Raw genomic sequence first — 26,470 nt, 5'->3', positions numbered from 1 at the left:
CGGGCACTGACGGTGAAGGCCCGCCGGTCGCCGGCGAGACCTTCGGAGGGGTCTCAGCCGAGGCGGAACTGCTGGTTGGGCTTGTCCTTGTCCGTCCACTGGACGACCTCGGCACCGTCCTGGGTTCCCGAAGCGGTCACCGAGGCCAGCTTGTTGCTGTGACCGCCGCAACGACCGGCCTCGGCGCCCTCCGCCTGGTCGCCACCAGCCCGCGACCTCAACTGGACCGTGCAGCGTCAGACGCCCCCCGCACCCGGCGGGCTGACCGACAAAGGCACCAAGGGCAAGCGGGCCCGCAAAGTCCCTATCGTCGAGGAGATCCGCTCTCTCGTCGCCCAGCGCATCCTGTCCGCCGGGCCCGACCTTGACGCCCGCCTGTTCACCGGCCCGCCCGCGCGGCGGACGCATCTCCACCGCGGTCCTGCACGTCGCCACTCGCTGGGATGACGTGGTCACCAAGCTCGGCTACGAGCACCCGCGCCGCCACGATCTCCGGCACACCGGTCTGACCTGGTTTGCCGACGCCGGTGTCCAGGTCCACGTCCTGCGGCGGATCGCCGGCCATGGCTCGCTGACCACCACCCAGCGCTACCTACACCCAGACGTACACAAGATCACAGCCGCCGGGGCAGCACTCTCCGCGCACCTCAGCGTGCTCCGCGCCCCCCGCTCCCTGCCGGGCCCGATCGTCATGACCCGTGCCCGATCGACATGATCCGCTGAGGCCAGTCAAGGGCGCCGGTCCCCAACTGGTCCCCAGGAACGGCCAAAGGCCGGTTTCGGATTTCTCCGAAACCGGCCCGGACCTACGACTGTCTCCAGTCGGGACGACAGGATTTGAACCTGCGACCCCTTGACCCCCAGTCAAGTGCGCTACCAAGCTGCGCCACGTCCCGATTGCTTGTCCGGCCTGGGGTGAGCCCCGGCCGAGCGCGCACGAGAACGATACCGCACTTCACCGGGTGGTCGCGCCCCCCTTCCGCGCTGTTGATCTTCGGGACAGGCGGCGGGGGCACGGGCTGCGGTGGTGCCACTCAGGGTGAGCTGAGTAGGCGTACTCATGCGCCCGGGTCACGGTCCGGCGACGCTACGTGCATGACGACACCTTCCATCCAGCGCCCTACGACTACCGCGTTCTTCGTGCAGGCCGCGATCTCGTTCGGCCTGTCGCTCGCCGCTGTCGCCATCGGCATCGCCAAGCTGCCCGCTGGGGCGTGGGAGCGCAGCTTCCTCGGGCTTGGCCTGGTCTTCGTGGTGACCTCGACGTTCACCCTCGCCAAGTGCGTCCGGGACCGGCAGGAGGTCGAGGAGGTGACCAACCGAGTCGATAAGGCCCGGATCGACAAGATCCTCATTGAGCAAGATGTGTTTAAGCCTGGCAGCATGTGAGGGATTAGTTACTCTTCGTACGGATCGCATGGCGTGCGTCGCTCGACGTACACAGTGAAGCCAGGGCCGCGATGGCGGCACTGGCCCAGCCGCCGCCGGAGGCGGTCGGCTCGGCATCGACAGGGCGCCGCTCCCCTCGCTGGGGGCGGCGCCCCGGCCGTGTTAGGCGCGGGCCACCGGGGAGGAGGAGGGCGCCGGCGGCTGCGAGGACGACTTGGGGACACCGGGCGCCGGCGCGACCTCGGGTGCCTTGGCGGCGCCCGGGGCCTTGGCGGACGACGCCTCCGACACGGTCGGGGCATCGCCGAGCAGGTAGCGGGCGCCCGAGCCGTGGTCGGCCGCTGCGTCGCTCGGGTTGTAGAGGGCGCACTTGCGCAGGGAGAGGCATCCGCAGCCGATGCACCCTGCGAGCCGGCGCTTGAGCCGCTCCAGGTCGGCGATCTGCGCATCGATGCGCAGACTCCACACCTGGGCCACCGAGTTCCACTGAGCCGCGTTGGGCGCGCGTTCCTCGGGCAGCCGGGCCAGCGCGGCGCCCGCCTCCTCCAGCGAGAGCCCCACTTGCTGAGCGGCACGGATGAAAGCGACCCGGCGGAGCGTGGCGCGGGCGAAGCGACGCTGGCCGCCGACCGTGCGTTCGGAGTGGATCAGTCCGAGTTCCTCGTAGTAGCGCAACGCGGAGGTTGCCAGGCCACTGCGGGCCGCGAGTTCGCCGATCGTCAGGCGGCATGCTTCGACGTCATGGCCGTCGAGGGTAGCCGTCGGCGGCACGGGGCACGGACCGCACGCGGCAGCATCTCGGGCGCGTGCCCCACAGCCGCACCAGGGGCGCTGGCCGGGGCCCTGACTGCGTTCAGACCGACCATGCTGTACGCTCTTGACCTGCGACGACAGCGAAGGTGACGGCACATCGCCGCCGACGTTGAATGCATCGGGACGTGGCGCAGCTTGGTAGCGCACTTGACTGGGGGTCAAGGGGTCGCAGGTTCAAATCCTGTCGTCCCGACTGGAGACAGTCGTAGGTCAGGGCCGGTTTCGGAGAAATCCGAAACCGGCCCTTGGCCGTTCCCGGGGACCAGTTGGGGGACCGGCGCCCTTGACTGGCCTCAGCGGATCACAGGGGACGGACTCGGCAGCGCTGGTGACCGTCTTCGGGTCCGTGGCGACGGGGCGTACGCCGCTCCGAAATCTGCGCGTGAAGAAGTCGTCCCAGGACGTGAAGCCGTAGTGTTTGGCCTTGGGGCCGCACTCGAAGGTGCTCGCGAACTTGGGCATCGCGTTAAGGGCTTCCTTGCTGAACCGGTGGTTCTTCTTCGTGTCGAGCACATAGGTTGCTCGGGGCTCGCCAGGTACACGCTCCACTCGTTGAGCATGTCTTCGAGGACGTTGTTGACGTCGCTGTCGAGGAACGCGGCGAAGCCGGCCTGGGTGGCCATCGCCCAGTTGAGGATGGCGTTGATCGGGAAGCCAACGAGTCCGGATCACCGTAGGCACGGTCTCGCAGGAGTGACGAGTGCTGGGGCGGTAGGGGGAAGGGCGCGGTCGGTGGAGCCATGCATGCCTGCGGCCCAGCGCCTACGGGCGAGTTGGACGTGCAGGGTGGGGCCGTCTGCGCGCTGCGGCGTCCGTCCATCACGTCGTCGCGTACGAGGGCGTACGCCTGAAGGAGATGGAGGGCGGCCCCTGTCCGTGGGAGACCCGATCCCGCCCGCGGCGCGTCAGCCGCAGTGCGTGCACGCCGTACGCAGCCGTTGGCCGCCCCGCTTGACCAGCGTGGCCAGGCGGTCGGCCAACTCTCCTCAGCAACGCGTGATGGGAATCCGCCGAACTACGCTAGGGATCGCGGCCGTTGCAGTGGCCGCTTCGATCCATTGGGGTGTCGGTCACATGGCAGATGCGGCTGGCTGGGCGGGGTTTGAACGGCTGGCTCATGTTCGACGGGTGGCGGCGGTCTGCTCGCGCAGGATGTCGCTGTGGCCGGCGTGGCGGGCGAATTCCTGGATGATGAGTAGGTAGATCCAGCGCAGGCTGACCGTGCCACAGGCTGGATGGTGTCGGGTGGCGTCGAGGCCGACGTCAGCGGCAATCGCCCGTGCTCGGTCGCTGGCGCGCTCGAACTCGGCGATCACGTCGGCGACCGTTTCGTCGTCGCTGACCTCGAAACTGGCTTCGCCCACCATCGCACCGTCGCATTCGGATTCCGGCAAGCCGCCCAGAATGTGCTGGAACCATTTGCGTTCCGCGAACGCAGCGTGTTTGACCAGACCGATCGATGTCGTCCGGGACACGACGAGACGGCGGCGGGACTCCGTTTCGGATAAGCCACGCACCGTGTCGATCAGTTCGGCCCGAGTGTGGTCGAGCATGTATTCCAACATCTGGCGCTCGGGGCGGTCGGTGATGCGGTTCGGGACGTTCATGTCGTGTGTTTCCTTTCGCGGACAGCGTGAGGCTTCACGATTTTGGTCGATTGGACTGTCGGTGGTTTCGGCCGAACGGCCGGAGCGAGGCGACGTCGCATGGTCTCGATGAGCCGGGTGATGACGCCGGAGCCAGCGCGCCCACCAGTAGGCGGCGATGGTCTTGGTTGCCTACCGGCAAGTGGGGCGAGTCGCTTGGTTCAGTGCGAACTCTCGGTTCCGTGCGAACTCGAAGCGGACGCTAACCAGGGGTCCCAGCCGAGAGGGTGAGGTGTCGTCGCGGCCGACAACTAGGCCACCGAGACGGCGAGATCGGCATCTCCTCGGACGTCGAGTCCGGGTTGCCGCAGAGTTCCCGCCAGCGCAACTCCACCTTGCGAAGACGCCCGTGCTCCGTGAGGCGGGCACCTGGGCTGGCCTCACGCTCACGGCCTTGGCCGCGGCGCCGGTGGGTTGGGGCATCCTCCGCGCCCATCGCGTCACGGACAGCACGACGTCATCGCCCACCGCCGAAGCGGACGGCGTGGGCTCACGCGTCGGTCCTTCGAGCTCGGCCCCGCACCGGAGGGCTTGGGCACCGCTCCGGCCCCGCGTCCGGGCAACCGCGAGGCCCGACCGTGACACCGCGCCAGCTCTGCACGCCATCACTCACGCCTGGCTAACGCCCCGCTGCCCGCCCCACGCGGGGCCGCCGGACCGGCCGGGAAGCGCCGGCCTGCCGTACCGCCGACCGCCGTGGGCACTCGCGACAAAGACGCCGTACGCGACGTCTACGCGCGGCGGGTGTTCGGGGACGCGGCCCTGTGGGCCTGAAACCACACCCTGCGCCGACAGAGGTCGCGCACACGCTGAAGGCTGACATCCGCGTGGGCGGGCAGCCGTTGTCGCTCGCTCAGCGGGCCGAGGCTCGACCATGCCCACCGGAGCGTGCGGCTGAGTCGTCCCGGCTGACCGAAATTACTCAAGGGCGAGCCCTCGCGTCGGCCAGGCACCGAACCTCGTTCGCTCGGGGCGCGGCCGACACGGGCCCGTCGGTTGGCACGACACCGTCGGAGAATGCCGGGGTATCGGTGTCAGATGATGCCCTGAGCCAGCATCGCGTTGGCGACCCGTTCGAAGCCTGCGATGTTGGCGCCTGTCACGTAGTTGCCGGGGGCGCCGTAGCGCTCGGCGGTTTCATGGCAGGTGGCGTGGATGTCGTTCATGATGTGTGTCAGTTCGTCTTCGACTCGTTGTGCCGTCCACGAGGTACGGGCGTGGTTTTGTGCCATCTCCAGCGCACTGACCGCGACGCCGCCCGCGTTGGCTGCCTTGCCGGGACCGAAGGCGACACCGGCCTGTTGAAATAGGTGGACGGCCGCGGGCGTCGTTGGCATGTTCGCGCCTTCGGAGACCGCCTTCACACCGTTGCGGATCAGCGCGGCGGCGGCGTCCTCGTCCAGCTCGTTTTGTGTGGCCGATGGCAGTGCGACATCGGCGGGGACGTCCCAGACGCGCCCGCCTGGCACGAAGCGGGCGGAAGCGCCCCGGCGCTCGGCGTAGGTGTCCACGCGACCCCGCTCAACCTCCTTGATCTGCTGGAGCAGCTCTACCTCGATGCCCTTCTCGTCCACGACATACCCGGAGGAATCCGAACACGTCACGGGGTTTGCACCGAGTGCGCGCAGCTTCGCGATGGTGTGGATCGCGACGTTGCCGGAGCCCGAGACCACCACCGTCTGCCCTTCAAAGTCCTCGCCGCGCTCGTGCAGCATCGCTCCGGCGAACAGCACATTGCCGTACCCGGTTGCCTCGGGGCGGATCAGGGAGCCGCCCCAACCCTGGCCCTTGCCGGTGAGGACACCGGCCTCCCAGCGGTTGGTGATGCGTCGGTACTGGCCGAAGAGATAGCCGATCTCCCGGCCGCCGACGCCGATGTCGCCCGCCGGCACATCGGTGTGCTCGCCGATGTGCCGGTACAGCTCCGTCATGAAGGATTGGCAAAACCGCATGACCTCGGCGTCGCTGCGCCCGTGTGGGTCGAAGTCGCTGCCGCCCTTGCCGCCCCCGATGCCGAGACCGGTCAGCGCGTTCTTGAAGATCTGCTCGAAGCCCAGGAACTTGATGACCCCGAGGTTGACCGACGAGTGGAAGCGCAGGCCGCCCTTGTACGGGCCGAGCGCGCTGTTGAACTCAACTCGAAAACCCCGGTTGACGTGCACCCGCCCGCGGTCGTCCTGCCACGGCACCCGGAACATGATCTGGCGTTCCGGCTCGCACAGTCGCTCGATGAGCCCGGCCTCGGCGTACGCGGGGTGGGTTGCGAGCACCGGCGCTAGGGACTCCAAAACCTCGTGGACGGCCTGGTGGAACTCTGGTTGGGCGGGGTTGCGCTGCTCCGTCTCGGCCAAGATGTTGCCGAGTACGCGCTGCATGTCAGATCGCGTCGTCACAGGATGCCTTTCTGGCGCGGCTGTCACCGGTTCCAGCACGGGTGTGGCTCGCTTGGGCCCGGTCCATGGATGAGCGCTCGGCGCCGTCGCCGCTCGCGGGGCAAAATGAGTGTGACGCTTATATAAACATCTTGGCCAGTGCTCGGACTTCGGCCACCCACCATGTGAGACCCGGGATCGCCCGCCACCACCCGCACTTACGACGACGCAGGCCGGAGCTGGCGGAAGGCGTCCTCGTGCCGCGTGACCGACGCTCGTCGTAGGCCCGCGACCGCTCTCACCTGAGCTGATGTCCACCGCCCGAGGCAGGACGGCGACGGGCCGACTGCCGCGCGGTCGCCCCGCAGGAGGTGAGTGAAGGCGTGGCGGCGGCCAGCGACACGGCGCCGCACCTCGGGAGCGCCACTCGTTTTCCGCCGATTGCCGATCGGTTCTCCTGAACTTTTCTCCGTATGGTGGCGCGTTCGCCTGTCGGTGGTCGGGGTGTTGGCGGGCAAGTCAGGGACAGGGCCGCGGTATTGGCCTGAGTGTGCCCTCGTCACCCATCCGTACATCCTCCCAGCTCGCCGCAGTGGAAGCTCAACGGCAAGTGCACCGAGGGCCTGGGCTACTGCGAGTGGGCGTACTGCAACCCGCACGACACCAACCGCCGATGATGTGCGAAGAACGCAGGTGGAGGGGCGCGTAGCACGCGCACTAGGTGCTGGCTGGTGTCACTCCGGTCCTTGTTCACCATGCAGGACCGAACTGCGGGGGCCTGCTCGGCGGGAAGAGCGGTGCTCACCTTGGCGGGGGAGGACTTCGACGCCCTGCTCCAGGAGCGTGGTCGCCGTGGAATGCCGGAGGTCGTGAAAGTGGCCGCGCTGGAGGCCCGGCGCCTGGTACGCAGGGCGCGGTGACCTCGGTGGACCTCGGTGACCTCGGTGAGGGAGGGGCCGTAGCGCGGCGGCGGGCGGCCTCCCGGAGCAGGCCGATCGGCGCCACCCGGGTATGGGCAGACAACTATCGCAACCGCGCTACCCGGCGGTAATCTGCGGGCCCGACCGCAGCATGGGGGAGTGGCATGGGTGCCGTCACGCACTTCGATCCCGTCGCCGAGCACGCGAAGACCCGTGCCGCGCTGGGTGTCGCGATCCCAAGGGTGGTCCGGCTGCTGCGCGATGTACGGGATGTGGACGCGGCGTCGGGCGTCCCGGTGTGGTCGGTGGGGGATGTCGGCGCGCACCTGGGCGCCGTGTACCTCGCGTACCACTCCATCGCCTGCGCCGACGAGCCCGTGGAGTGGGATCAGATCCTGCCGCAGGGCGATGAGCCGTTCGCCGAGCGCATCGCAACCGTGAACGCCGCGTCCATCGAGATGTTCCACGGCCAAGAACGCGCTCACCTAGGCGAGTTCCTCGCCGAGCGGGGCGAGATGTTCCTCCGGGTGACCGAAAGCCTTGCCGCGGATGCACTCGTCGCCGCGCCCTGGCTCGGACAGGAGATCACCGTGGCGACCGCGACGGGACTCGTGCTGAGTGAGACCCTCGTGCACGGTCTGGACATCGCGCGCGGCGCCGGACTCCCCTGGCCGATCAGCGCGGACGACGCGCGCCTGGTGATCGGGCAGTCGATGCCGACGATGATGAGCATGGCTTTGCACAAGGCGAAGGCCCGGGGCGTCAGCATCGCGTTCGACCTTGCCATCAAGGGTGGCCCGCGGCTGGCGGTCGTCGTCGAGGACGAGACGATGACGGTGACCCGCGATGCTCCACCCCGCGGCTACGACTGCAAGATCACGGCGACCCCGACCGCGTTCTTGTTGGTCTCCTTTCGGCGCTCGCCGATCTGGAAGGCGATCGCGCGCGGCCACCTGCGAGCCAGTGGCCGCAGACCATGGCTCGCCAGGCAGCTCGGCGTACTCATCGCCAGCCCCTGACCTCTTCGTCGGTCAGCGTCGGTCAGCGGCTTCGGGGCGGCTGGGCTCTCCCGCGCCCGCAGGTCCGCGAACCCGCGAGCTCGGCCACTGCGCGCCGGCTTCGACCCCCGCAGACACCACCCTGCTCCTTCGGAGGGCGTGAGATACGCGTCAGGCGAAACGACCTGGCCTCCTGGCCACCCACACCGCACAGTGGTGACCATGCTGAACCGGGTGGCCGTCCTGTCCGACATCCACGGGGTCCTGCCTGCCCTGGAAGCGGTGCTCGCCGAACCAGAGGTGAGCGCCGCCGATCGCATCGTGCTCACCGGCGACATCGCCGCGGGGCCGCAGCCGACGCGGGTTCTCGACCTGCTCGTGGGTCTCGGTGACCGCGTCGCATGGATCAGCGGCAACGCCGATCGCGAGTTGCTCGAATACCGCCGAGGGCAACGCGCCACGATCCCCGACCCGATCGCTCCCTGGGCGGCCGAACAACTGCGCGCGGACCACCTCGACCTGCTCGGCTCCCTGCCGCAGCGGCTCGCCCTCCCCGTGCGCGGCCTGGGCCAGGTGCTGTTCTGCCATGCCACGCCCCGCGACGACGAGGAGGTCGTCCTGGTTGACACCCGACTCGACCGTTGGCAGGAGGTCTTCAGCGGACTCGACGCCGACCTCCGCACCGTGGTCTGCGGCCATACGCACATGCCGTTCGTCCGACTCGCGCACGGCCGCCTCGTGATCAACCCCGGCAGCGTCGGCATGCCCTACGGGAGGGCCGGAGCGCATTGGGCCCTGCTGGGCCCGGGTGTCGAACTGCGCACCACGCACTTTGACGTAGAAGCCGCCGCCACCCAGGTCAGCCAGGACTCGTCCTACCCCGAAGCCGCCGAGTGGGCCGACTACTTCCTCCACGCCCGCGCCACCGACGCGGACGCCATCCAAGCCTTCGCCCCGCGCGACGGCCGCGACCGTACGCCGTGACGGCTGCCATCCCGCCCTACCGTGCGGCGGGGCGGACAGCGTAAGTCTCGTGGCTCAGACGGCTGGTGGAGGCCCTGTCGGCCGGTCGGCCCAGGGCGGTAATCGCGGGTGCGGGGAGTGCCGCCGCTGACATGATCGGTGGCATGAAGGTACTTGTGATTGGGGCGACCGGAATGGTCGGCCGTGCTGTTGTCAGCGCGCTGGAGGCTTCTCACCAGGTCGTGGGGGCTTCACGCAGTGGTCCGCTCAAGGTTGACCTGGAAGATCCCTCCTCCCTCGACACGCTCTTCACCGAGGTGTCGGACTTGGGCGCGGTGGTGTGCTGCGCCGCCAGTGGCCCGCTAGTGGATGTGGCGGCGGTGACGGACGACGAGATCGCGGACGGAGTGCGGGGCAAGCTCCTGGGACAGGTCGCGCTGGCTCGGCGAGCCGTGCGTCATCTACGGGACGGCGGTTCCATCACCCTGACGGGAGGCACCTTCTCCGCTCCGCTTGCGGGCGGGTCGCTGGGCGCTCTCATCAACTCCGGTCTGGAGGGCTTCGTCGCCAATGTGGCCGCTGAGTTGCCGCGTAACCTGCGCATCAACCTCATCAGTCCGGGGTGGATCAAGGAGACTCTGGAAGGCATGGGGGCCGACCCGGCTGACGGCACTCCCGTCTCCGAGGTGGCCCGTGCGTATGTGGAGGCCGTGGAAGGCGCACTGCAGGGCCAAACCATACGTCCGTGACCCGAACCCGCCGGCGGTGCCGCGCCCCGCCAGACGGAGCAGGGCACCGGGGCGGGAGGCGACGGAGCCAGCCCCGGCCCTGGCGGAACTCTCCCCATGACCGTCGCTCCGTCCAGGTCCGCCCCACTTCCACGGACTCGACGTCATCGACCGGGTCCGCACCCTCCACCTCGCCAACGAGGACCGCCTGGCCGGGCGACTGGAGCCCCAACGCCGGCGCGCAACGGTCGTACCACCGCCAGGTGGGCCAGGTGGGCCGGGCGGCTCGGTGTGAGCCGCCCGCTACGGAGTCGAAAACGTGCGGAGAAAAAATCTTCGCAGCAGTGTCGATCGGGCCGCTGCCCGTTCGTCGTCTAGGTGTACGGCGACTCGCCGCGCGAAGAGACCACGGGACCTGAAGGAGTCGGACCATGAAGTACATGCTGCTGATCAACGCTGGCGCGATCGGGGAGAGCGGCGGGGCCGCCGAGTGCACCGTCGAGGACTGGATGGCCTACGACAAGGAGGTCAAGGACGCGGGGATCTTCGTGTCCGGGGAGTCGCTTGCCGACCTGGTCACCGCCACCGCGGTACGGGTGGGCGAGGACGGCAAGCGAACCATCACCGACGGGCCGTTCGCGGAGACGCGCGAGGTCCTCGGCGGCTTCTACGTCATCGACGTGCCCGACTTGGACGTCGCGCTCGACTGGGCCGCACGCTGTCCCGGTGCGCGCGGCAGCGGATCGATCGTGGTGCGCCCGATCGCCGACTTCGACGCCTGATCATGGGAGACGAGCAGCGTGCCGAGTTCGGCACACCGGTTGCAACCTCCCAGCAGTCTCCCGCGCGGGCGTCCGTGGAAGCGGTGTTTCGGGAAGAGCGCGGTCGGCTGCTCGCCTCCCTCGTCCGCCGCTTCGGCGACCTCGACCTGGCCGAGGAGGTCACCTCCGAGGCCGTCGAAGCGGCACTGGTGCACTGGCCGGGCGCAGGGGTCCCCGCGAAGCCCGGGGCATGGCTGCTGACCACGGCGCGCCGCAAGGCCGTCGACCGCCTGCGGCGCGACCAGGCGTACGCGGCGCGCCTGGCCATCTTGCAGACGGAGATGGAGCGTGCGGACCCCGCGCCCCCCGCCGACGCCGGCGGCGACCTGCCCGACGAGCGGTTGCAGATGTTCTTCACCTGCTCCCACCCCGCACTCGCCGCCGAGGACCGTGTCGCGATCACCCTGCGCTGCCTGGCCGGCCTGACGACGCCCGAGGTCGCGCGAGCCTTCCTCGTGCCACCTGCGACGATGGCCCAACGGATCGTGCGGGCCAAGAAGAAGATCCGCGAGGCGCGCATCCCGTTCCGGGTGCCGGGCGCCGACGAGTTGCCCGAGCGCCTGCCCGGGGTGCTCCAGGTCCTCTACTCGGTCTTCACCGAGGGGTACGCGGCCAGCTCGGGCCCGGCGTTGCAGCGGCTTGACCTGGCGGGGGAGGCCATCCGGTTGGCGCGGATTTTGCGCCGCCTGCTGCCCGCCGAGCGCGAGGTCGCGGGGCTACTCGCACTGATGCTGCTGGTCCACGCCCGGCGCGAGGCCCGGACCGGCCCGGATGGCGCGCTCGTCCTGCTCGACGATCAGGACCGCACCCGCTGGGACCGCCCGATGATCGAGGAAGGCCGGGACCTGGTGGTGTGCGCGCTGCGGGGCGGACCACCCGGGCCGTACGGCGTGCAGGCCGCCATCGCCGCCCTGCACGACGAGGCTGCCGACCTCGCCACCACCGACTGGCCGCAACTGGTGGCGCTCTACGACGTGCTGCTCGCGCTCACTCCCTCCCCCGTTGTGGCGCTCAACCGGGCGGTGGCGGTGGCGATGCGTGACGGGCCGCTGGCCGGTCTGGCGCTGCTCGACGGCCTGGCCGACGAACGGCAGCTCCAGACCTACCACCCGTACCCGGCCGCCCGGGGGGACCTGCTGCATCGGCTCGGCCGGCTACCGGAGGCCGCTGAGGCCTACCGAAGGGCCCTGGAGCTTGCCGGCACCGAACCCGAACGCGCCCACTTGCGAAGCAGGTTGGACGCGATCGCGCCGGCGACTCACGGGACCCAACGAAGCTTCGGCAGGCCGCCCAGCCGTGCGAGCGGCCCGGAGGGCTCTGCCGAGGCGATGCATTAGTCAGGCTCAACGACCAAGCGCGGCTGTCCTATTCGGTGACTGGCCAGGCTCGTGGCCCAGCCTTCGCGGGCAATCGCCTGCCCGAGGGACGGCTGAGGCCGAGATCCTAGGTCGTGCTCGGGCCTCGCTGTGCCCCGTCGTGGCCCGTCGTGGCCCCTTTGTGGGTCGGTGCGCCCGCTGGCCGTCACCCGTACTCTTCAAGTGAGCCCGCGGGGCGGGGCCCCAGCGACCGACGCATGCGCGTCAGAAGCTGGGGCCCCGCGTTGTCGCGCTGATCAGTGGCGCTCTCGCGGCCCCGGTGGTGACGGGGCCGCGAGAGGCTGGGTCACTGCTTTCCGGTGGCTCCCCGGTTGCATCCGCAAGAGCAGCAGGAGGCCCGGACGACCACGTCGTCGATCACCGGCCCGTGGGCGCTGCTGGGCGTGGTGCTGGCGAAGGACAGGGTCGTGGAGGTGGAGCGGGCGACGAAGGTGACGTGGCGGCCCACGTAACCCATGTCCGTGGCGGTCTTGCCCGTGATGTCGAAGGTGAAGTCCTGGATGCCTTGCCCGTCGACCAGGACGCGACCCGTCTTGACCGCCGGACCCCCGGCGTAGTTGCCGGCGAGGGCGTACGTGATGGCGTACGTGGTGCCCGGAGTGGTCGGGAACGTCTGGGTCACCGTGCCCGGGGACTGGCCGTTGAGGTCAACGGACTGGTGCCGCTCCGCTGCCTGCCACAGCCCGCGCCCGATGTGGTCCACGTTTCCGCTGCTGACGGTCCATGGGCCTATGGGCTGGCCCGTCGTGACGTTGGTGAAGCTGTTCGCTGGCGCGGTGGGGTACTCAAAGCTCCCGTCGTCGATGCTGCGAGCCGTGCTGGTGGGCTTTGACGTGCTGGTCGAGGCGTTCTCGTGGAACGGTGCGGCCTGCGTGGCGCCGGCCGCGGCACCGAGCAGCCCGAGCGCGGCAATGGCCATCACATACGGTCGTACGGACACCTTTTCCTCCCGAGTTTCGACAGCTTGTACAGAGCACGGTGAACTCTGGCCCCTGCCTCGGGCATAGGCCACCCCTCGGTTGAGGGCGTGCCGAGGTGCGGAGGTACCGCGTTCGTTGACCGAGCGCCGGTGACGAGCCCCTACGAGCCGGTGCGGCGAAGTGGGTTTCGGACACATGAGGCGGGCGACTCGGCCGGGGTGGCACGAGCGCGGGCGGTGGTCGCGGATGTCTGCTCCTCCCAGGTCGGGGCGGGTGGACGAGGCTGCCATCCGCCCTTGGGTCGTATCGCCGCAAAGGGAATGAATGGTGAACTGTGCGACGGGCCAAGCGGGCCGGGACGGGGACGGGGCATGCCAAAGAGCCTGATATTTATGGCCGAGGCCACGCGGTTGGCCATGGAATCGGTGGAGAACAATTGGGGCGGCCCGTTCGGGGCGGTCATCACCCGCGACGGGGAAATCATCGCCCGGGGGCAGAACCGGGTCCTGCTGACCGGAGACCCCACCGCGCACGGGGAGGTCGAGGCCATTCGCAAGGCCGTCCAGGTCCTCAACCCCTCAGCCCCGTCGATCGCCCAGAGCCGCCAGAACGACAGCACCCTCAAGCCCATTTCGCGCGAGGAAGGATCACCCGACCCCCTGCCGGAGCGGGCCCGCATGCTCAAGGGGTGCGAGATCTACACCAACGGCGCGCCGTGCCCGATGTGCATGAGCGCCATCTACTGGGCGCGGCTGGATGCCGTCTACTTCTCCTGCGACCCGCAGGCCACCGCGGAGATCGGCTTCAGCGACGCCTACCAATACGAGGACTTCGACAAGCCGCTCGACCAGCGCCTCATCCCGATCCGGCAGATTTCCCCCGACCTCGGCGCCACCGCCTACCAGGCGTGGAAACACAAGCCAGACAAGCATCCGTACTGACCCGCCAGGCACCGTGCTGCAACTCGCGGTCCGCGTGCAGCTCGCCGCGCGCGTGGGGTGCGTACCGCGTCGGAGCCCGTGAGGTGGCCTCACTCATCCGGGAATGTCGCGCGCGTTAGCGGCGCGACAGCGCGACGGCAGAGCCAGGCCCGAAGCTGTGGGTACGCAGGGCGCGACCGCCCGGCGCGGGAGCCGCGCCGGGTGACGTGCTCTCGCACCCGGCCGCTCACCGCACCTTCTCCACCGCTCAGGGGCGGGGGTGACCACGCGTCGGCCCAGCACCACCCCGTTCCCTCAGGAGGCATCATGCACAGACGCACGTTTCTCGCCGGTACCGTCTTGGGCGCGGCCCTCACCACCGTGTTGCCGACCAGCGCGTCGGCGGCGCCGATCACATTCCTGAAGGAACTCCAGAACGAGATCAACCGCGCGGCACCCGGCGCCCGCATCGTCGTGGCCAACGGCACGTACACCGTCCCCGCGGGGGGCGCCATCAACGTCTCCGGCAAGAACGGTACGGCCAGCGCGCCCATCACCATCACCGCGGAGTCCCGCGGGGGCGTGGTGCTCAAGGGCGAGCGCGGCTTCGTCTTCGACAAGTCGAGCAACATCATCGTCAGCGGCTTCGCCTTCCGGCAGTCCACGGGCCTGGAGATCCCGGCGAGTTGCCAGCACATCCGACTGACCCGCAACGACTTCCAGTTGGCCGACATCACCAAGCTCTACTGGGTGGTCGTACGCGGCGACAACGTCAAGATCGACCGGAACCACTTCCACCACAAGACCACCGCGGGCATCTTCATCGTCGTGGACGGGCCGGACCCGACCACCATGGCCCAGGGGCTGCACGTCTTCCGGAACCACTTCTCCGACCACAGCTTCAGCGGCGACAACGGCGGCGAGTCGATCCGCCTGGGCGTCAGCGAGAAGGCGCTGTCCAGCGCCAAGGCGTTCGTGGAGTACAACCTGTTCGAGCGGTGCGACGGGGACCCCGAGGCCATCTCGGTGAAGTCGTCGGACAACACCGTCCGGTACAACACGATCCGCAACAGCCGAGGCGGCATCGTGCTGCGCCACGGCAACCGCTCCACCGTGGAGGGCAACTACCTGATCGGCGGGGCCGACGGGGTGCGCGTCTACGGCAACGACCACCTGGTCGTCAACAACTACCTCAGCGGCCTGACGGCACAGGCCCTGGTGATCGGCAGCGGCAGCACGCGCGACCACCACACCAACGAGAACGAAGAGGAGCGGCGAGGCAAGGACGCGTGCGATCGCGCGGTGATCGTGCACAACACCCTGCTGAACAACCGCAGCACGCTCTCGGGTGAAAGCCGGACCTACGAACCCCGCGACGTGGTCGTCGCCGACAACCTCCTGGTGGGCGACGCAGGCAGCCTGGTCGCGATGCAGAAGACCACGGGCTTCACCTGGCAGGGCAACATCTTGTGGGGCGCGGCGTCCAACGGCACCATCCCCTCCAGCGGCCACACCCGGGCCAACCCCCTGCTGCGCAAGGGCTCCGATGGCATCCACCGACTCTCGGCCGGCAGCCCGGCGATCGGCGCGGCCACGCTGAGGAGTCAGGCCGTGGCCGACGACATCGACGGCCACGCGCGTGGTGACAAGCGTGACGTCGGCGCGGACCAGTACACGACGCTGGCCCCCGTCCGCGGCCCCCTCACCCCGGCGGACGTCGGCCCGAACGCCGCATGACCTGCTGCTGACAGCTGCCCGCGTGGCGAACGCGTCCGCCACGCGTCCGCCACGCGGGCACCTGCGGGCACCCGCAGACCCCCGCGGACGGGGGCCCGCGCAACACCCGCAAAGCGGGCACGGGCCCGCCGGTCCGGCGTGCTCTGTGACCGTGGCGGGGGCGCTGAGACGGCCTCGGCCCGTTAGGCGGGTACGCGCGCGACGAGGTCGGCCAGCGCCCGCGCCAGCGTGTCGAGGCCGGGGCCCGCGGGCCCGCCCGGCTCGTCCATGTAGAGGTCACGCCGGATCTCCACCATGAGCGCGCTGACCCCCGCGTCCTTCCCGTAGTACCGCAGCGGCACGTACGCCCCCGCGAACGGGCTGTCCAGGCCGACGCCGCCGAACCCCGCGAACGCCTGCCGCGCCGCGGCCAGCAGCGGCGCCGGCGTGTGGAAGGCGTCCGTGCCGAGGCAGATCGGCGGGCGCGGGCCCGCGCCGTGCAACTCGTACGGCAGGGGCCTGGTCGGGTACGAGTGGACGTCGATGATCACCGCGCGCCCGACCGCTGCCAGCCGCTCGGCCACGGCGGCCGTCATCGCCTCCGCGTACGGGTGGAAGTAGCGCTCGATCAGCGGTTGCCCGTTGAAGTCGGCCGGGCGCAGGAGCGCTCGGTGCGTGGTGCGGGTGTAGACCGCGCCCATGCCCCGGCTCAGCATCTCCTCGCGCTCGTCGGGGAAGCGCTCGGGGTCGATGGCCAGGCGGGAGAGCTGGTTGACGAACCGCCAGGGGACGCGGGGCGTTGCCTCGGCCGCGCGGGCGGCGATCTGCGCCGTGTGCGCATCGGTGATGTGGTCCAGCTCCGCCGCCAGCTCCCGGTCGTCCAGCACGATCCCGGCGCGGACCTCGGCGGGCAGGGTACGGGAGGAGTGCGGGACGTGGAGGAGTACGGGGGAGTCGGGCGCCCCCGGGTGGAGTTGAAAGGAGGCGGAGGCGATGGGCACGCTGTCCTCGCTAGGTGTCTCGTACCGGTGAGCTCTCCCGCACATCATCCCCGCGTCGCCCCGGTGCCGGGTACGTCCATCGCGCGGCCCTCCCGCGTGGGCAGGTGGGCGGGCGGGCGGGCGGGCGGACGGACGGGCCAAAGTCTGAGAGCAGCGCACCCGGTCGGTGACCGCATCGCCGAGCCGGCAGACTCCCGCTCCCGGGCGCTATGCGTGGTGTTGCTGGCGGTAGTGGTCGCGCCAGCGCGGGGTTGCCGCGCCGTCCAGGACGGTCATGACTACGTCGTGCGCCAGTTGGTCGGTGACCGGTCGGTGGCCGAAGAGGACGCGGTGGTAGGTGGAGGCCGCGAGGAGGTCGAGCAGTAGGTCGATGTCGGCGTCGGCCCGGATGTCGCCGCGTTCGATGCCGCGCCGCAGGGCCGCCTCGGTGGTGGCACGCCGGGGGTGGGTCAAATCATCAGGAGAAGGTAGCCGTGCTCTCGGCCCAGCCGTGCTGCCCGGCCCTGACCGAGCGGGAACTCACGGTGGAGGAGGCCGAACTCACGGCCGCCATGTTCAAGGCCCTGGGCGACCCGGTTCGGCTACGCCTGTTCTCCAAGGTGGCCTCACACCCGGACAGTGAGGCCTGCGTGTGCGACATCGCCAATGTGGGCGTTTCCCAGCCGACCGTTTCCCACCACTTGAAAAAGCTCAAGGAAGCGGGTCTCCTGCTCTCCGAGCGGCGTGGCACCTGGGTGTACTACCGCGTCGAGCCGTCGGTTCTCGCTGCCATGGGACACCTGCTGACGCCCACGCAGGCCCCCGCCAAAGCAGCCTGCTGAGTCACTGCCCTCGGCGAGGCCGATCACGGCTGGGGCCGTGAGGGAGGCCGTTCGTTCCGGATCGTGCTCCAGTCCATCGCGACGCGGCCCTGCCTCTGCCAACTCTGCCGACCAGACATCGGGCCGCACATGGTCTTGCACGGCAAGCACAACGGTTCGCCGCACCCAAGGTCGCGAACTCCCGGCGGGTGAGCCGGGATTGGCGGGGAGTCGGCGCCAGCAGAAGCCGGAGGGACGGTGAACCAGCCTCAGTGGCGTTGGATCGCTTGGCCGGGAAGGGTTGTCGGCCAGGCACAGTTCGCGCTTGCCGTATCGGCGATCTCGCTCGGTCCAGCCGCGCAGAGCGTACGGTCTGACGATCCCGCCTTGTCGGCGGGCGGCAGCGGGCAGTTCTTGGAACGTGGCATCGCGGTAGCGGTGGATGACAGGGCGTTAACGGCCCAGGTTGGAGGGGGAGGTGCAGCGCAGCTGCCGGATGCTCTGCGACGGTGTGCGAGCTTGTCCGTGTCTCGGATGGGGCCTAGCGGACGCGGTGGGCGGGTGAGCGGCCGGCCGGAGCCCGCTGTGCTGCCCCCGTCGCTGCGCGCGTGGCTCGGGCTGATGGCGGCCCTCGCCACGCTGATGGTCGTCATACTCGGGGCCTTGTACGCCGGCCACAGCCGGCCCGGCACGGTGGACGCGTGGGTGCAGTCGGCGGTGGGCGATGTGGGGTCGCCGTGGCGGCACTTCGCCTTGGCCACGGACTTCCTGGGGGAGCCCGTCGGAGCGGCGCTGCTGGTCGGGACCGCCGTGCCGTGCTGCCTGCTGCTTCGGCGACCTCGCGCCGCGGTGCTCATCGTTGCCGGCGTCGGCATGGCGGTGGGGACGACGAAGCTGCTCAAGCCCCTGGTGGGACGCACCATCCACGACGGGCACCTGTCCTACCCGAGCGGACACACCGCCTTCCTTACCGCGCTCGCCCTTGTACTGGCGCTGTTCGCGGCCGGCCGGCTCAGCCTTGGCCGGACGGCTGGCACGTTACTCGTGTTCGCAGCGGCGTTGGTTGCCGGCGCCGCCATGGGCTGGGCGCAGGTCGCTTTGGGCGCGCACTACCCCACCGACGTCCTGGGCGGCTGGTGCACCGCGCTGGCGGTGGTACCGGCGACCGCCTGGCTGATCGACCGGACGGCTGACCGGCTCGTCGATGGGAGCGTTGACGCCGGTCAGCAGCAGCGTCGCTGACTGCGCATCACGCCAGGCGGCGAAATGCGGGTTTCACCGGTCGGCCGCCCAGCCAGGGGGTGGGGTCAGCGGCGTCCAGTGCCTTGCGGTACACCGCGCATGCCTGGGCCACCACGTCGATGGTGCGGTCGATGTCGGCGTCGCTGAGCGCGCTGCTCACCACGAACGACGGGGCGAGCACCCCATTCGCGAGGAGTTGGCGCAGGAACAGGGTGCGGTACTGCTGTGACGGCTGCCGGTTCTCATCGAGGGTGGCGAAGACGAGGTTGCTGGCTCGGCCCCGGACGACGATGTGGTCGCCGACGCCCATGCCGGCCGCGGCGTCGCGCACCCCGGCGGCCAACCGCTCGCCGAGGGCGTGCAGCCGCGCGGTGATGCCTTCCTCGACGTAGGTGGTGAGCACGGCCATCGCGGCGGCCAACGAGTGGGTTTCCGCACCGTGTGTGGTGGACAGAAGGAACACCCGGTCGCGGGAGTGGCGCAGCCCGCCCCGTTCCATGAGTTCGCGGCGCCCGGCCAGCGCGGAGACGGCGAACCCGTTGCCCAGCGCCTTGCCGAACGTGGAGAGGTCGGGGACGACGCCGTACAGGCCCTGAGCGCCCGCCTCGGACCAGCGGAAGCCGGTGATCATCTCGTCGAAGATCAGTACGCAGCCGTGCCGGTCGGCCAGCTCGCGCAGACCGGCGAGGTATCCGGCGGTGAGGTCTCCCCCGTTTTGGGGGGGCTTTACCGCCGAAGGCTGGGGGAGGAGTTGAGGGCTTGGGGGAGGCTCGGCGTGGGTGGCGGGTTCGAGGATCAGGCAGGCGATCTGGCCCTGGTGGCGGGTGAGCAACTCCTCCGTGGCGGCCAGGTCCCCGTAAGGGAATGCCACGGTGAGCTCGGTGGTCGCCGCCGGAATACCGGCGGACATCGGCGTGGTGCCGATGAACCAGTCGTCAACGGAGAAGAACGGATGGTCAGCGCAGATGGCCACCCGCGGGCGTCCGGTGACGGCGCGGGCGAGGCGTACCGCGGCGGTGGTGGCGTCGGAGCCGTTCTTCGCGAACTTCACCATCTCGGCGGTCGGCACGGTGGCCAAGAAGAGTTCCGCGGCCTCGACCTCCACGATGGAGGGCCTGACGAAGTTGCTGCCGCGGTCGAGTTCGCGCCGGACCGCCTCGATCACGCGTGGGTGGGCGTGGCCGAGGCTGACCGACCGCAGGCCGGAGCCGTACTCAAGGTAGCGGTTGCCGTCGACGTCCCACACGTGGGCGCCGCGGCCGTGGCTGATGACCGGGGCCAGGTTCTCGGGGTACTGGTCGTCGCCCTTGGCGTAGGTGTGCGCGCCCCCGGGGATCATGGCGTGCAGTCGTTCGTTGGCCAGCTGTGACCGGGGCAGGAGGAACTCTTCGGTGTCTTCGGTGTCCACGCCGACCTCAACTCTCCTTGTGCTTCAGGACCTGGGCGAGGCTTGGTGCCTCCCGGTCCCGCTGGGACATTGATGTGACCGGCAGCGGCCAGGGGATGGCGAGCTCCGGGTCGTCAAAGGCGATCGTCACGTCCTCGGTCGGATCGTGCGGGCGGTCGATGCGGTACGAGGTGTCGGCGGTCTCGGTCAGCGCCTGGAAGCCGTGTGCGCATCCCGCCGGGATGTACAGGGTCGCCTGTGTCGCGTCGGACAGTTCGAAGAAGGCCCGGTTGCGGTAGGTGGGGGAGTCCGTTCGCAGGTCCACGACGACGTCGAAGATCCTTCCGTACGAGCACCGCACCAACTTCGCCTCGCCGGCCCCAGAGCGCAGGTGCAGGCCGCGCAGCACGCCCCGGGCCGAGCGGGACACGCTGTCCTGGATGAAGGTGCCCGGGTCCAGGCCCACCGAGCGGACCACGTCGGCGTCGAAGGTGCGGCAGAAGAAGCCGCGTTCGTCGGCGTAGGGCGTCGGTTCGAACAGGTACGCGCCGACGATCGCCGGGACCTCGGTCGCCTGCATTCCGGCCGCCTTCATGGAGTCTCCCGTAGGGCATGGGTGTGGGTGTGGGTGTGAGTGCGGTCAGTCGTCGGGAACAGGGCCGCGGTCAAGGCGGTGAACTGGTGCCCGAGGCGCTGTGCGGTGGCCAGGTTCCGCTCGGTGAGGGTTCGCCGTAGCTCCGCCGATCTGTGCTCCAGCGCCCGGAACTGCTCAAGCAGCCGGTCGGCGTCCACCTCGCGAGCCGGGTGGCAGTACGCCCCAAGACCCATCTGGGCCATGAGCGCGTCGCTCTTCGCCGCATAGCTGAGTGCGAGCGTCGGTGTGCCGACCTTCAGCGCGCAGACCAGGTTGTGGTAGCGGGTAGCCACCACGGTGTCGGCAGCCGCCATCTCCGTCATCAGGTCGGCCAGCGAGGCCGCCTCGGCAGCGGTGACCAGCGGCGAGTCCACCGCGTCGAGGATCGCGGCGACCACCGACGCATCGACCGCGTCGCCGGTGAGCAGCCGGACCGGCCTGCCGTCGTTGACCAGCGCGCGGACGAAGCGGGTCGTCCCGTCGAGGTAGCGCCGGTAGATCTCCTCGGCCCGGGCGCGGTCGTCGTTGCCGCCGTGGAAGGCCATGACGCCGACGCATACCGGGCCAGCTGGGTCAGGGGACGCTTCCCCGAGCTCTTGGACGGGTGTCGAGGAGGGGACATCCCGTTCCTGCGGCGTCGGCAGGGCGAATGCGAGGTCTGGGTACACCTCGTCGCGTGCGGTGTCCACGCCCATCGCCCGCATCGCGTCGCGGGACAGGGAGTCGCGGTAGGAGCGGTACGTGGCCAGTCGCGCCGACCAGCGCACCAGGGCCCGGGTCGGTCGCTGGTTGATCGCGGCGGCGCCGACGCCGACCAGCGCTACTCGGGTGCCGAACAGCCGCCCCGATGCGCAGAGCAGGAACAGCGAGTACGGGAAGCCCCACGGCCGCAGCGGCAGCGTGGCCTCCAGTACGCCCATGCCCGGCACGATCACCACGTCGTGCCGGCGCACCCAGGCAGCGGTGCGGAAGGCGTCGATGAGTTTGCCCAGACCCTTCCCCGCGATCGCGCTTGCACGTGACGCGGTCCGGTACTCCCCGCGGTACCAGTGCAGCCGGGTCGCGGGAATCCGGTACCGGGCCGCGACGACCTCGGGTCCGCCGCACAGCGCGTCCACGACCGCCTGCGGATGCTCGGCGCGGAGGTACCCGAGCACGGCCTCCAGCGACCCGTCGTTGCCGATGTTGCCGGAGCCGAGCAGGCCGAACACCCCCACGCGCGCCGGCGTTTCATCCGTGGACGTCATGTCCGCCTGCCCTCCCGGCCTGCGACGAGGGCATCGACGGAGACGGTGAGCAGGGCCGGATCGACCGGGGCGCGGTCCTCGACCCGCTCGCCGGCGCCCGGCCGGGCCCGGCTGGCCATCCATGCGGCAAGGTGGCGATAGCACGCGCGCCGATCCGCCGGGGACAACGGCGCCCGCCGGATCGCTGCGACGAAGCCCCACACGTACTCGGCGAGTAGCCGCGGCGTCGGGTGCAGCGGACCTGCCCGGCGCGGGTCCAAGTTGACGCACCGGGAGCGCTTGGACGGGTTCGCCCGCTCGGCGCGGGTGGGGTGGTCGCGGCGGAAGTACAGCAACTCCGGCACCTGGTGGAAGGGCCCGTGCAGGCCGATCTCGGCGACGAAGGTGCGGTCCGCGTGGTGGTAGCTGTTGTGCGGCTTGACCCGGCGCAGCACGTCGGCCCGCATCACCCCGTAGAAGTCGTCGCCGCCGGGCTCGAACAGCATGCTGCGGAACCGCTGCGGCGGGTGCGGCGAGTCGGTGGCGAGCCCGTACTCGTACGGGACCTTCACCTGCCCATCGCCGTCGATGACCGCCTGGTCGGAGTGCGCGAGGATCACGTCCGGTCGCTCGTCCAGGGCCTGAACGCACAGCCGCAGCAGGTCCCGGGCGTACAGGTCGTCGTGCGAGGCCCACTTGAACAGCTCGCCGCGGCACTCGGTGAACACATAGTTGTGGTTCGGCGCGGCGCCGATGTTCCGGGGCAACCGGATGTACCGGATGCGCGCGTCGCGCGCCGCGTACCGGCGGCAGATGTCCTGGGTCCCGTCGGTCGAGGCGTTGTCGGAGATGACCAGCTCGAAGTCCTCGTACGTCTGGCCCAGCAGGGCGTCGAGCGCCTCGGCAAGGTACTCATCGCCGTTGTACACGGGCAGGCCGATGCTCAACCGGGGAAGAGCGGTCATGGCGTCCTCACTTCGCGAAGGGGATAGTGGTGGTGTTCGCGCAGGGCGGACCGCAGCTGCACCCACCACACGGCGGAGCCGCACACGGTCGCGGCGGCGACGCCCCACGCCGAGCCGACCGTGCCGGCCAAGGCCGCGCCGCCGAGCCCGCCGCCGACATAACAGGTGGAGGCGAACAGCTGGCTGCGCAGGCTGCGCCGGGCCGCGCCCAGTGCCCGCAGCCCGGCCGCCGCACCGGTGCCAAGGCCGGCGCCCGCGACGCCGAGCGTCGCCGGCACGATGAGCTCCGATGCGGAGCCCCAGACGTCGCCGAGCACGAGCTCGCCGAGCCGGTCCGGCACCAGCAGCAGCGCCGCGCCCCAAAGTAGCGCGGCGACGGCCTGCGCCCCGCCCAACAAGAGGCAGAACCTGCCGAGTTGGTGCGGAGCCTGCCGCACCACCCGTGCCGCCTCCGCGACGGTGACCAGCGAAAGACCCATCAGCACGGCCATGAACGGGCCGAGCAGGAGCTCGGCGCCCCGAATCACACCCACCGCGCTGATCCCGACGATCGCACCGAGCCCGTACGCCCGCAGTTGGCTCGCGCCGCTCGTGCTGACGTTCTCCACCACATACCGGTAGCTGAGGTCGCGGTGCTCACGGAGCCACTGGCGCGCTCCGGCCATGTGCGGCCGGATGCCGGACTGGAAGCAGCCGTACAGCGCGGCCACCGTGGCGGACGCGCCCCAGGCGAGCACGAACGCGGCCACGCTGCCCACCCGGGCCGCCACCACCATGGCCGGGACGAGCGCGACGCCCCACACGACATCGTTGATGAACGCCTTGCGCCCGGTGCCGGCGGCGAAGAACGCGTACCGCCAGGCATCCTGGAGCAGCAGCCCCGGCAGCACGACGCCGAGGGCGGCGAACGCTGACCCCACGCGGCCACCGACAGCGAGCCCGACCAGCGCACACGCCGCGCCGATGGCGACACCGACGCCGAGCACGGTGCCCGACGACCGGGCCACCGCCCCGCGCCAGGACGCGTCCGACACGCCGCTGAAGCGCACCACGAGCGGGTCGGCGGCCAGCCCGCGCGAGACGCTGAGCACCACGCCGTAGGTCACCCATGCCAGGGTGAACACGCCGAACGCGGCCAGCCCCAGCGAGCGTGCCACGTAGATGCCCACCGCGAAGTTGCTGATGCTGGAGGCCGCTTGGTCGGCCAACCCCCAAGACAGCCGGCCGAACATGGCCCGCTTGGCGGCCCGCGGGGCGTGTTCGGCCGGGGCCGCCGGTGTCGTCGTGTTCTCCCCCTCGGTGGTCATCGGTGTCACGCCTTGATCAGCCCGGCGCCGTGCAGGGCGTCGGCCGCAGCGGCGACGGTGTCGAACGGCAGCCCGGACCGCTCGGTGACGTCCAGCAAACTGTGCTCACCGTCGGAGAGGTTGAGCACCCAAAGCATGGCCATCTGGGCCTGCTTCGCGTCGCTGCGCCCGCCGAGCGAGTCGTACAACCCGCGCCGGCCCAGCTGCGGTTCGCCGTAGGGGCTGAGGTTGCGGTAGCGCCGGTTGCGGTCAAGGACGGCGAACGTCTCATTGCAGACGGCGAGCGTGTCCGCCATCGCCTGCGGGGAGACGAAGCCCACGTTGTCCGCCGATGTGTGGTATTCGGGATAGCCGGCGTACGGGGTCCGGCTGAGCGAGCCCACGCCGAGATTGAACCCGGGCGAGCAGAACTGCCGCTCGTCGTAGCCGTACGGAGTGAACTCGGTGACGCGGTGCGGGCGTTCGGATGCGCGCAGCACGTGCTGCGTTACCCGGTCGATCTCCGCGTCGCCGCGCCTGCTCTGCTTGTACGTCAACTGGCCCGGGTCGCCGGCGCAGGCCAGCACGAGGCCGTGCTTGACATGCTCCACCCGCTCCGCGTTGCGGGCCAGCCAGGTGATCGCTCCGATGGTGCCGGGCGCGAACAGGAACCGGTAGGTGTACCACGGGGTGGTCTTCGCCAGCGCCTGGGCCAAGAACGTCGCCACCGCGATGCCGGCCAGGTTGTCGTTGGCCAGCGACGGGTGACAGACGTGGCAGGAGACGATCACCTCGTCGGGGACCTGCCCGGGGATCACGTGCTCGGCGTAGGTGAGGTGGCCATCGGCGAGGGTGGAGTCGATGCGCACCTCGTACTCGCCGTCCGGCAGCGCGTCCAACGTCTCCTGGGCCAGGCAAAATCCCCATTGCGGCGTGTAGTAGCTGGTGCGGTACGGCACCCAGGTCGGGTGGTCCGGCAGGGTGTGCAGGTGCTCACGTAGTTCGGCCAGCGGCATGGTCGCCGACACCGGCACGCTGTAGCCGAGCACGTGCAGGCTGGACGCGGCGAAGTCAACGACCCGGTTGCCGGCGGTGTCGGCGACGTACGCGTCCCGGATGTTCCACTCTTGCGGCACCGTCCAGTCGAGCACCTGCGTCCCGGTCGGCACCTCGTGCACCTGAAGCGGAATGTACTCGTCGATGATCTCCAAGGTGGCGCGCACACCGTCGCCGGTGATGCTCCGGCACAGCGGGTACAGCCGCTCCACCAGCGCGTGCATTTGCTCGCCTGCCGTGGTCATGGGCGCCGCCGCAGGGTGTCGTCAACGGCGCCGGCGGTGCCCTGCTGCTCAAGTGCCGCGCGCAACACGGCGAGCCGGGTGAAGCGTTGCTCGAAGTCCTCCCGGGTCAGCCCGTGTTTGCGGTAGGCGTCGGCGAGTTCGAGCGCGCCCTGCCGCACGGTCCACTCGCAGTCGAAGCCGGGTATCGCGGCGCGGAACCGGGCGAAGTCCACCCGGTAGGACCGCGGGTCGGCACCGTTCTCCCCGGTGATCACCACCCGCGAGCCGGACACCGCATCGGCGACCTGCTCGGCGATCTCGGCGACCGTGACGTTGTTCACCTCGGTGCCGATGTTGAACGCCCGGTCGTGCACCGCCTCTTGCGGCGCGATCAGCGCGGCGGCGAAGGCGCGTGCGATGTCGGCGGCGTGCACCAGTGGGCGCCAGGGGGTGCCATCGGAGAGCACCAGCACCTCGCCGGACAGCAGGGCGTGGCCCACCAGGTTGTTCAGCACGATGTCGGCGCGCAGCCGGGGCGAGTAGCCGAAGGCGGTGGCGTTGCGCATGAACACCGGGCTGAAGTCGTCATCGGCCAGCGCGTGTAGGTCGTCCTCCACCCGCACCTTGGACTCCGCGTACGGCGTCACCGGGCGCAGCGGGGCGTCCTCGGTCACCAAGTCCGTCGAGTCACCGCTGCCGGCGGCGCCGTAGACCGAGCAGGTTGACGCGTACAGGAAGCGCCGCACTCCGGCGTCGCGGGCCAGCCGGGCCAGCCGCACGGACGCATGGTGGTTGATGTCGTAGGTGAGGTCCGGCGCCAGCGCTCCCAGCGGGTCGTTGGACAGGGCGGCCAGGTGAATCACGGCGTCCACCCCGGCCACGTGTTCGGCCGTGATGTCGCGCAGGTCCACCCGGTGCCCCGGCGGGTCAGCGGGCGGTGGGCCCAGTACGCAGTCGGCGAACAGGCCGGCGTCAAGACCGACGACCTCGTGTCCGGCGGCGGTGAGTACCGGTGCCATGAGGGTGCCCAGATACCCCTGGTGTCCGGTCAGCAGTACGCGCAAGGT

At 70.2% G+C, this 26,470-nt stretch carries 26 protein-coding genes, 2 tRNA genes and 1 pseudogene; 13 read left to right on the top strand and 16 right to left on the bottom strand.

The features are described from left to right. Nucleotides 1-53 precede the first annotated feature (53 nt). The gene (locus FHS42_RS17130) at nucleotides 54-221 is read right to left on the bottom strand and encodes a ricin-type beta-trefoil lectin domain protein (RefSeq protein ID WP_184573099.1); all 168 of its coding nucleotides are present in this window, start codon (nucleotides 219-221) and stop codon (nucleotides 54-56) included. 1 nt (nucleotide 222) lies between these two features. Here FHS42_RS17130 and FHS42_RS17125 point away from each other — a divergent pair. Continuing rightward, nucleotides 223-715: pseudogene (locus FHS42_RS17125) on the top strand (tyrosine-type recombinase/integrase); the annotation flags it as partial. A 107-nt stretch (nucleotides 716-822) separates the two neighbouring features. On the opposite strand, the gene FHS42_RS17120 reads toward FHS42_RS17125, so the two are convergent. After that, nucleotides 823-896, bottom strand: a tRNA-Pro gene (locus FHS42_RS17120). Nucleotides 897-1,095: 199 nt separating this feature from the next. Here FHS42_RS17120 and FHS42_RS17115 point away from each other — a divergent pair. After that, nucleotides 1,096-1,389: a YiaA/YiaB family inner membrane protein gene (locus FHS42_RS17115; protein ID WP_184573098.1), complete on the top strand. Its 294-nt coding sequence runs from the start codon at nucleotides 1,096-1,098 to the stop codon at nucleotides 1,387-1,389. A 162-nt stretch (nucleotides 1,390-1,551) separates the two neighbouring features. Here FHS42_RS17115 and soxR read toward each other — a convergent pair whose 3' ends face one another. Then, nucleotides 1,552-2,160 carry a redox-sensitive transcriptional activator SoxR gene (gene soxR / locus FHS42_RS17110; RefSeq protein WP_184573097.1) on the bottom strand — a complete coding sequence of 203 codons (609 nt, stop codon included), beginning with the start codon at nucleotides 2,158-2,160 and terminating at the stop codon, nucleotides 1,552-1,554. A 161-nt stretch (nucleotides 2,161-2,321) separates the two neighbouring features. On the opposite strand from soxR, the gene FHS42_RS17105 reads away from it, so the two are divergent. Further along, nucleotides 2,322-2,395 (top strand) — tRNA-Pro (locus FHS42_RS17105). 17 nt (nucleotides 2,396-2,412) lie between these two features. Here the strand turns inward: FHS42_RS17105 and FHS42_RS17100 are convergent. From FHS42_RS17100 to gdhA, 3 genes are all read right to left on the bottom strand, one after another. Then, entirely contained in the window at nucleotides 2,413-2,751 is a 339-nt protein-coding gene (locus FHS42_RS17100; RefSeq protein WP_246494909.1) for a phosphatidylserine decarboxylase, read from the bottom strand. 566 nt (nucleotides 2,752-3,317) lie between these two features. Then, nucleotides 3,318-3,809 (bottom strand): DinB family protein, encoded by a 492-nt coding sequence (locus tag FHS42_RS17095; RefSeq protein ID WP_184573096.1) that lies wholly within the window; start codon nucleotides 3,807-3,809, stop codon nucleotides 3,318-3,320. Between the two features lie 1,073 nt (nucleotides 3,810-4,882). Then, the gene (gene gdhA / locus FHS42_RS17090) at nucleotides 4,883-6,223 is read right to left on the bottom strand and encodes an NADP-specific glutamate dehydrogenase (protein WP_184573242.1); all 1,341 of its coding nucleotides are present in this window, start codon (nucleotides 6,221-6,223) and stop codon (nucleotides 4,883-4,885) included. A 728-nt stretch (nucleotides 6,224-6,951) separates the two neighbouring features. Between gdhA and FHS42_RS17085 the strand changes: the two genes are divergently transcribed. The 6 genes from FHS42_RS17085 (at nucleotide 6,952) to FHS42_RS17060 (ending at nucleotide 11,987) form a co-directional block, all read left to right on the top strand. Then, nucleotides 6,952-7,140, top strand: coding sequence for a hypothetical protein (locus FHS42_RS17085; protein WP_184573095.1), 189 nt, complete (start codon nucleotides 6,952-6,954; stop codon nucleotides 7,138-7,140). A 164-nt stretch (nucleotides 7,141-7,304) separates the two neighbouring features. Further along, nucleotides 7,305-8,159 (top strand): maleylpyruvate isomerase N-terminal domain-containing protein, encoded by an 855-nt coding sequence (locus FHS42_RS17080; protein WP_184573094.1) that lies wholly within the window; start codon nucleotides 7,305-7,307, stop codon nucleotides 8,157-8,159. A gap of 201 nt (nucleotides 8,160-8,360) precedes the next feature. Continuing rightward, nucleotides 8,361-9,122 carry a metallophosphoesterase family protein gene (locus FHS42_RS17075; protein WP_184573093.1) on the top strand — a complete coding sequence of 254 codons (762 nt, stop codon included), beginning with the start codon at nucleotides 8,361-8,363 and terminating at the stop codon, nucleotides 9,120-9,122. Nucleotides 9,123-9,265: 143 nt separating this feature from the next. Then, nucleotides 9,266-9,850: a short chain dehydrogenase gene (locus FHS42_RS17070; protein WP_184573092.1), complete on the top strand. Its 585-nt coding sequence runs from the start codon at nucleotides 9,266-9,268 to the stop codon at nucleotides 9,848-9,850. A 410-nt stretch (nucleotides 9,851-10,260) separates the two neighbouring features. Beyond that, a complete protein-coding gene (locus FHS42_RS17065; protein WP_184573091.1) occupies nucleotides 10,261-10,611 on the top strand; it encodes a YciI family protein in 351 nt (116 codons plus the stop codon). A 2-nt stretch (nucleotides 10,612-10,613) separates the two neighbouring features. Continuing rightward, complete coding sequence (locus tag FHS42_RS17060; RefSeq protein WP_184573090.1) at nucleotides 10,614-11,987, top strand: RNA polymerase sigma factor; 1,374 nt, start codon at nucleotides 10,614-10,616, stop codon at nucleotides 11,985-11,987. Nucleotides 11,988-12,312: 325 nt separating this feature from the next. On the opposite strand, the gene FHS42_RS17055 is transcribed toward FHS42_RS17060, so the two are convergent. Further along, nucleotides 12,313-12,945 carry a choice-of-anchor C family protein gene (locus FHS42_RS17055; protein WP_184573241.1) on the bottom strand — a complete coding sequence of 211 codons (633 nt, stop codon included), beginning with the start codon at nucleotides 12,943-12,945 and terminating at the stop codon, nucleotides 12,313-12,315. A 372-nt stretch (nucleotides 12,946-13,317) separates the two neighbouring features. On the opposite strand from FHS42_RS17055, the gene FHS42_RS17050 reads away from it, so the two are divergent. Together FHS42_RS17050 and FHS42_RS17045 are read left to right on the top strand one after the other, a co-directional pair. Continuing rightward, nucleotides 13,318-13,887: a nucleoside deaminase gene (locus FHS42_RS17050; RefSeq protein WP_246494908.1), complete on the top strand. Its 570-nt coding sequence runs from the start codon at nucleotides 13,318-13,320 to the stop codon at nucleotides 13,885-13,887. A 306-nt stretch (nucleotides 13,888-14,193) separates the two neighbouring features. Next, on the top strand, nucleotides 14,194-15,603 hold the full coding sequence (locus FHS42_RS17045; protein ID WP_184573089.1) for a polysaccharide lyase 6 family protein: 1,410 nt from the start codon (nucleotides 14,194-14,196) through the stop codon (nucleotides 15,601-15,603). Nucleotides 15,604-15,785: 182 nt separating this feature from the next. Here the strand turns inward: FHS42_RS17045 and FHS42_RS17040 are convergent, their stop codons facing one another. Both FHS42_RS17040 and FHS42_RS17035 read right to left on the bottom strand, forming a co-directional pair. Next, a complete protein-coding gene (locus FHS42_RS17040; RefSeq protein WP_184573239.1) occupies nucleotides 15,786-16,628 on the bottom strand; it encodes an N-formylglutamate amidohydrolase in 843 nt (280 codons plus the stop codon). 162 nt (nucleotides 16,629-16,790) lie between these two features. Next, entirely contained in the window at nucleotides 16,791-17,036 is a 246-nt protein-coding gene (locus FHS42_RS17035) for a TetR/AcrR family transcriptional regulator C-terminal ligand-binding domain-containing protein (RefSeq protein WP_312866915.1), read from the bottom strand. A 20-nt stretch (nucleotides 17,037-17,056) separates the two neighbouring features. Here FHS42_RS17035 and FHS42_RS17030 point away from each other — a divergent pair, with 20 nt between their 5' ends. Continuing rightward, nucleotides 17,057-17,404 (top strand): ArsR/SmtB family transcription factor, encoded by a 348-nt coding sequence (locus FHS42_RS17030; RefSeq protein WP_184573088.1) that lies wholly within the window; start codon nucleotides 17,057-17,059, stop codon nucleotides 17,402-17,404. A 540-nt stretch (nucleotides 17,405-17,944) separates the two neighbouring features. Next, the gene (locus FHS42_RS17025) at nucleotides 17,945-18,625 is read left to right on the top strand and encodes a phosphatase PAP2 family protein (RefSeq protein WP_184573087.1); all 681 of its coding nucleotides are present in this window, start codon (nucleotides 17,945-17,947) and stop codon (nucleotides 18,623-18,625) included. Nucleotides 18,626-18,632: 7 nt separating this feature from the next. Here the strand turns inward: FHS42_RS17025 and FHS42_RS17020 are convergent, their stop codons facing one another. From FHS42_RS17020 to FHS42_RS16990, 7 genes are read right to left on the bottom strand one after another with little or no spacing between them, the layout of a single operon-like run. Next, nucleotides 18,633-20,033, bottom strand: coding sequence for a glutamate-1-semialdehyde 2,1-aminomutase (locus FHS42_RS17020; protein ID WP_184573086.1), 1,401 nt, complete (start codon nucleotides 20,031-20,033; stop codon nucleotides 18,633-18,635). Between the two features lie 7 nt (nucleotides 20,034-20,040). Next, complete coding sequence (rfbC, locus tag FHS42_RS17015; RefSeq protein WP_184573238.1) at nucleotides 20,041-20,592, bottom strand: dTDP-4-dehydrorhamnose 3,5-epimerase; 552 nt, start codon at nucleotides 20,590-20,592, stop codon at nucleotides 20,041-20,043. An 11-nt stretch (nucleotides 20,593-20,603) separates the two neighbouring features. Further along, entirely contained in the window at nucleotides 20,604-21,893 is a 1,290-nt protein-coding gene (locus FHS42_RS17010) for a polysaccharide pyruvyl transferase family protein (RefSeq protein ID WP_184573085.1), read from the bottom strand. Beyond that, entirely contained in the window at nucleotides 21,890-22,837 is a 948-nt protein-coding gene (locus FHS42_RS17005; protein ID WP_184573084.1) for a glycosyltransferase family 2 protein, read from the bottom strand. The genes FHS42_RS17010 and FHS42_RS17005 overlap by 4 nt, the downstream gene beginning before the upstream one ends. Further along, the gene (locus FHS42_RS17000; RefSeq protein ID WP_184573083.1) at nucleotides 22,834-24,144 is read right to left on the bottom strand and encodes an MATE family efflux transporter; all 1,311 of its coding nucleotides are present in this window, start codon (nucleotides 24,142-24,144) and stop codon (nucleotides 22,834-22,836) included. The genes FHS42_RS17005 and FHS42_RS17000 overlap by 4 nt, the downstream gene beginning before the upstream one ends. Nucleotides 24,145-24,149: 5 nt before the next feature. Further along, nucleotides 24,150-25,424, bottom strand: a complete 1,275-nt coding sequence (locus tag FHS42_RS16995) for a DUF4910 domain-containing protein (protein ID WP_184573082.1) — start codon at nucleotides 25,422-25,424, stop codon at nucleotides 24,150-24,152. After that, on the bottom strand, nucleotides 25,421-26,467 hold the full coding sequence (locus FHS42_RS16990) for an NAD-dependent epimerase/dehydratase family protein (RefSeq protein ID WP_184573081.1): 1,047 nt from the start codon (nucleotides 26,465-26,467) through the stop codon (nucleotides 25,421-25,423). The genes FHS42_RS16995 and FHS42_RS16990 overlap by 4 nt, the downstream gene beginning before the upstream one ends. Nucleotides 26,468-26,470 lie beyond the last annotated feature (3 nt).

This window comes from Streptomyces zagrosensis, assembly GCF_014203645.1.
Classification (GTDB): Bacteria; Actinomycetota; Actinomycetes; order Streptomycetales; family Streptomycetaceae; genus Streptomyces; species Streptomyces zagrosensis.
Note: the sequence above shows the minus strand (reverse complement) of the source record. Positions and strands in the feature narration are given on the sequence as shown.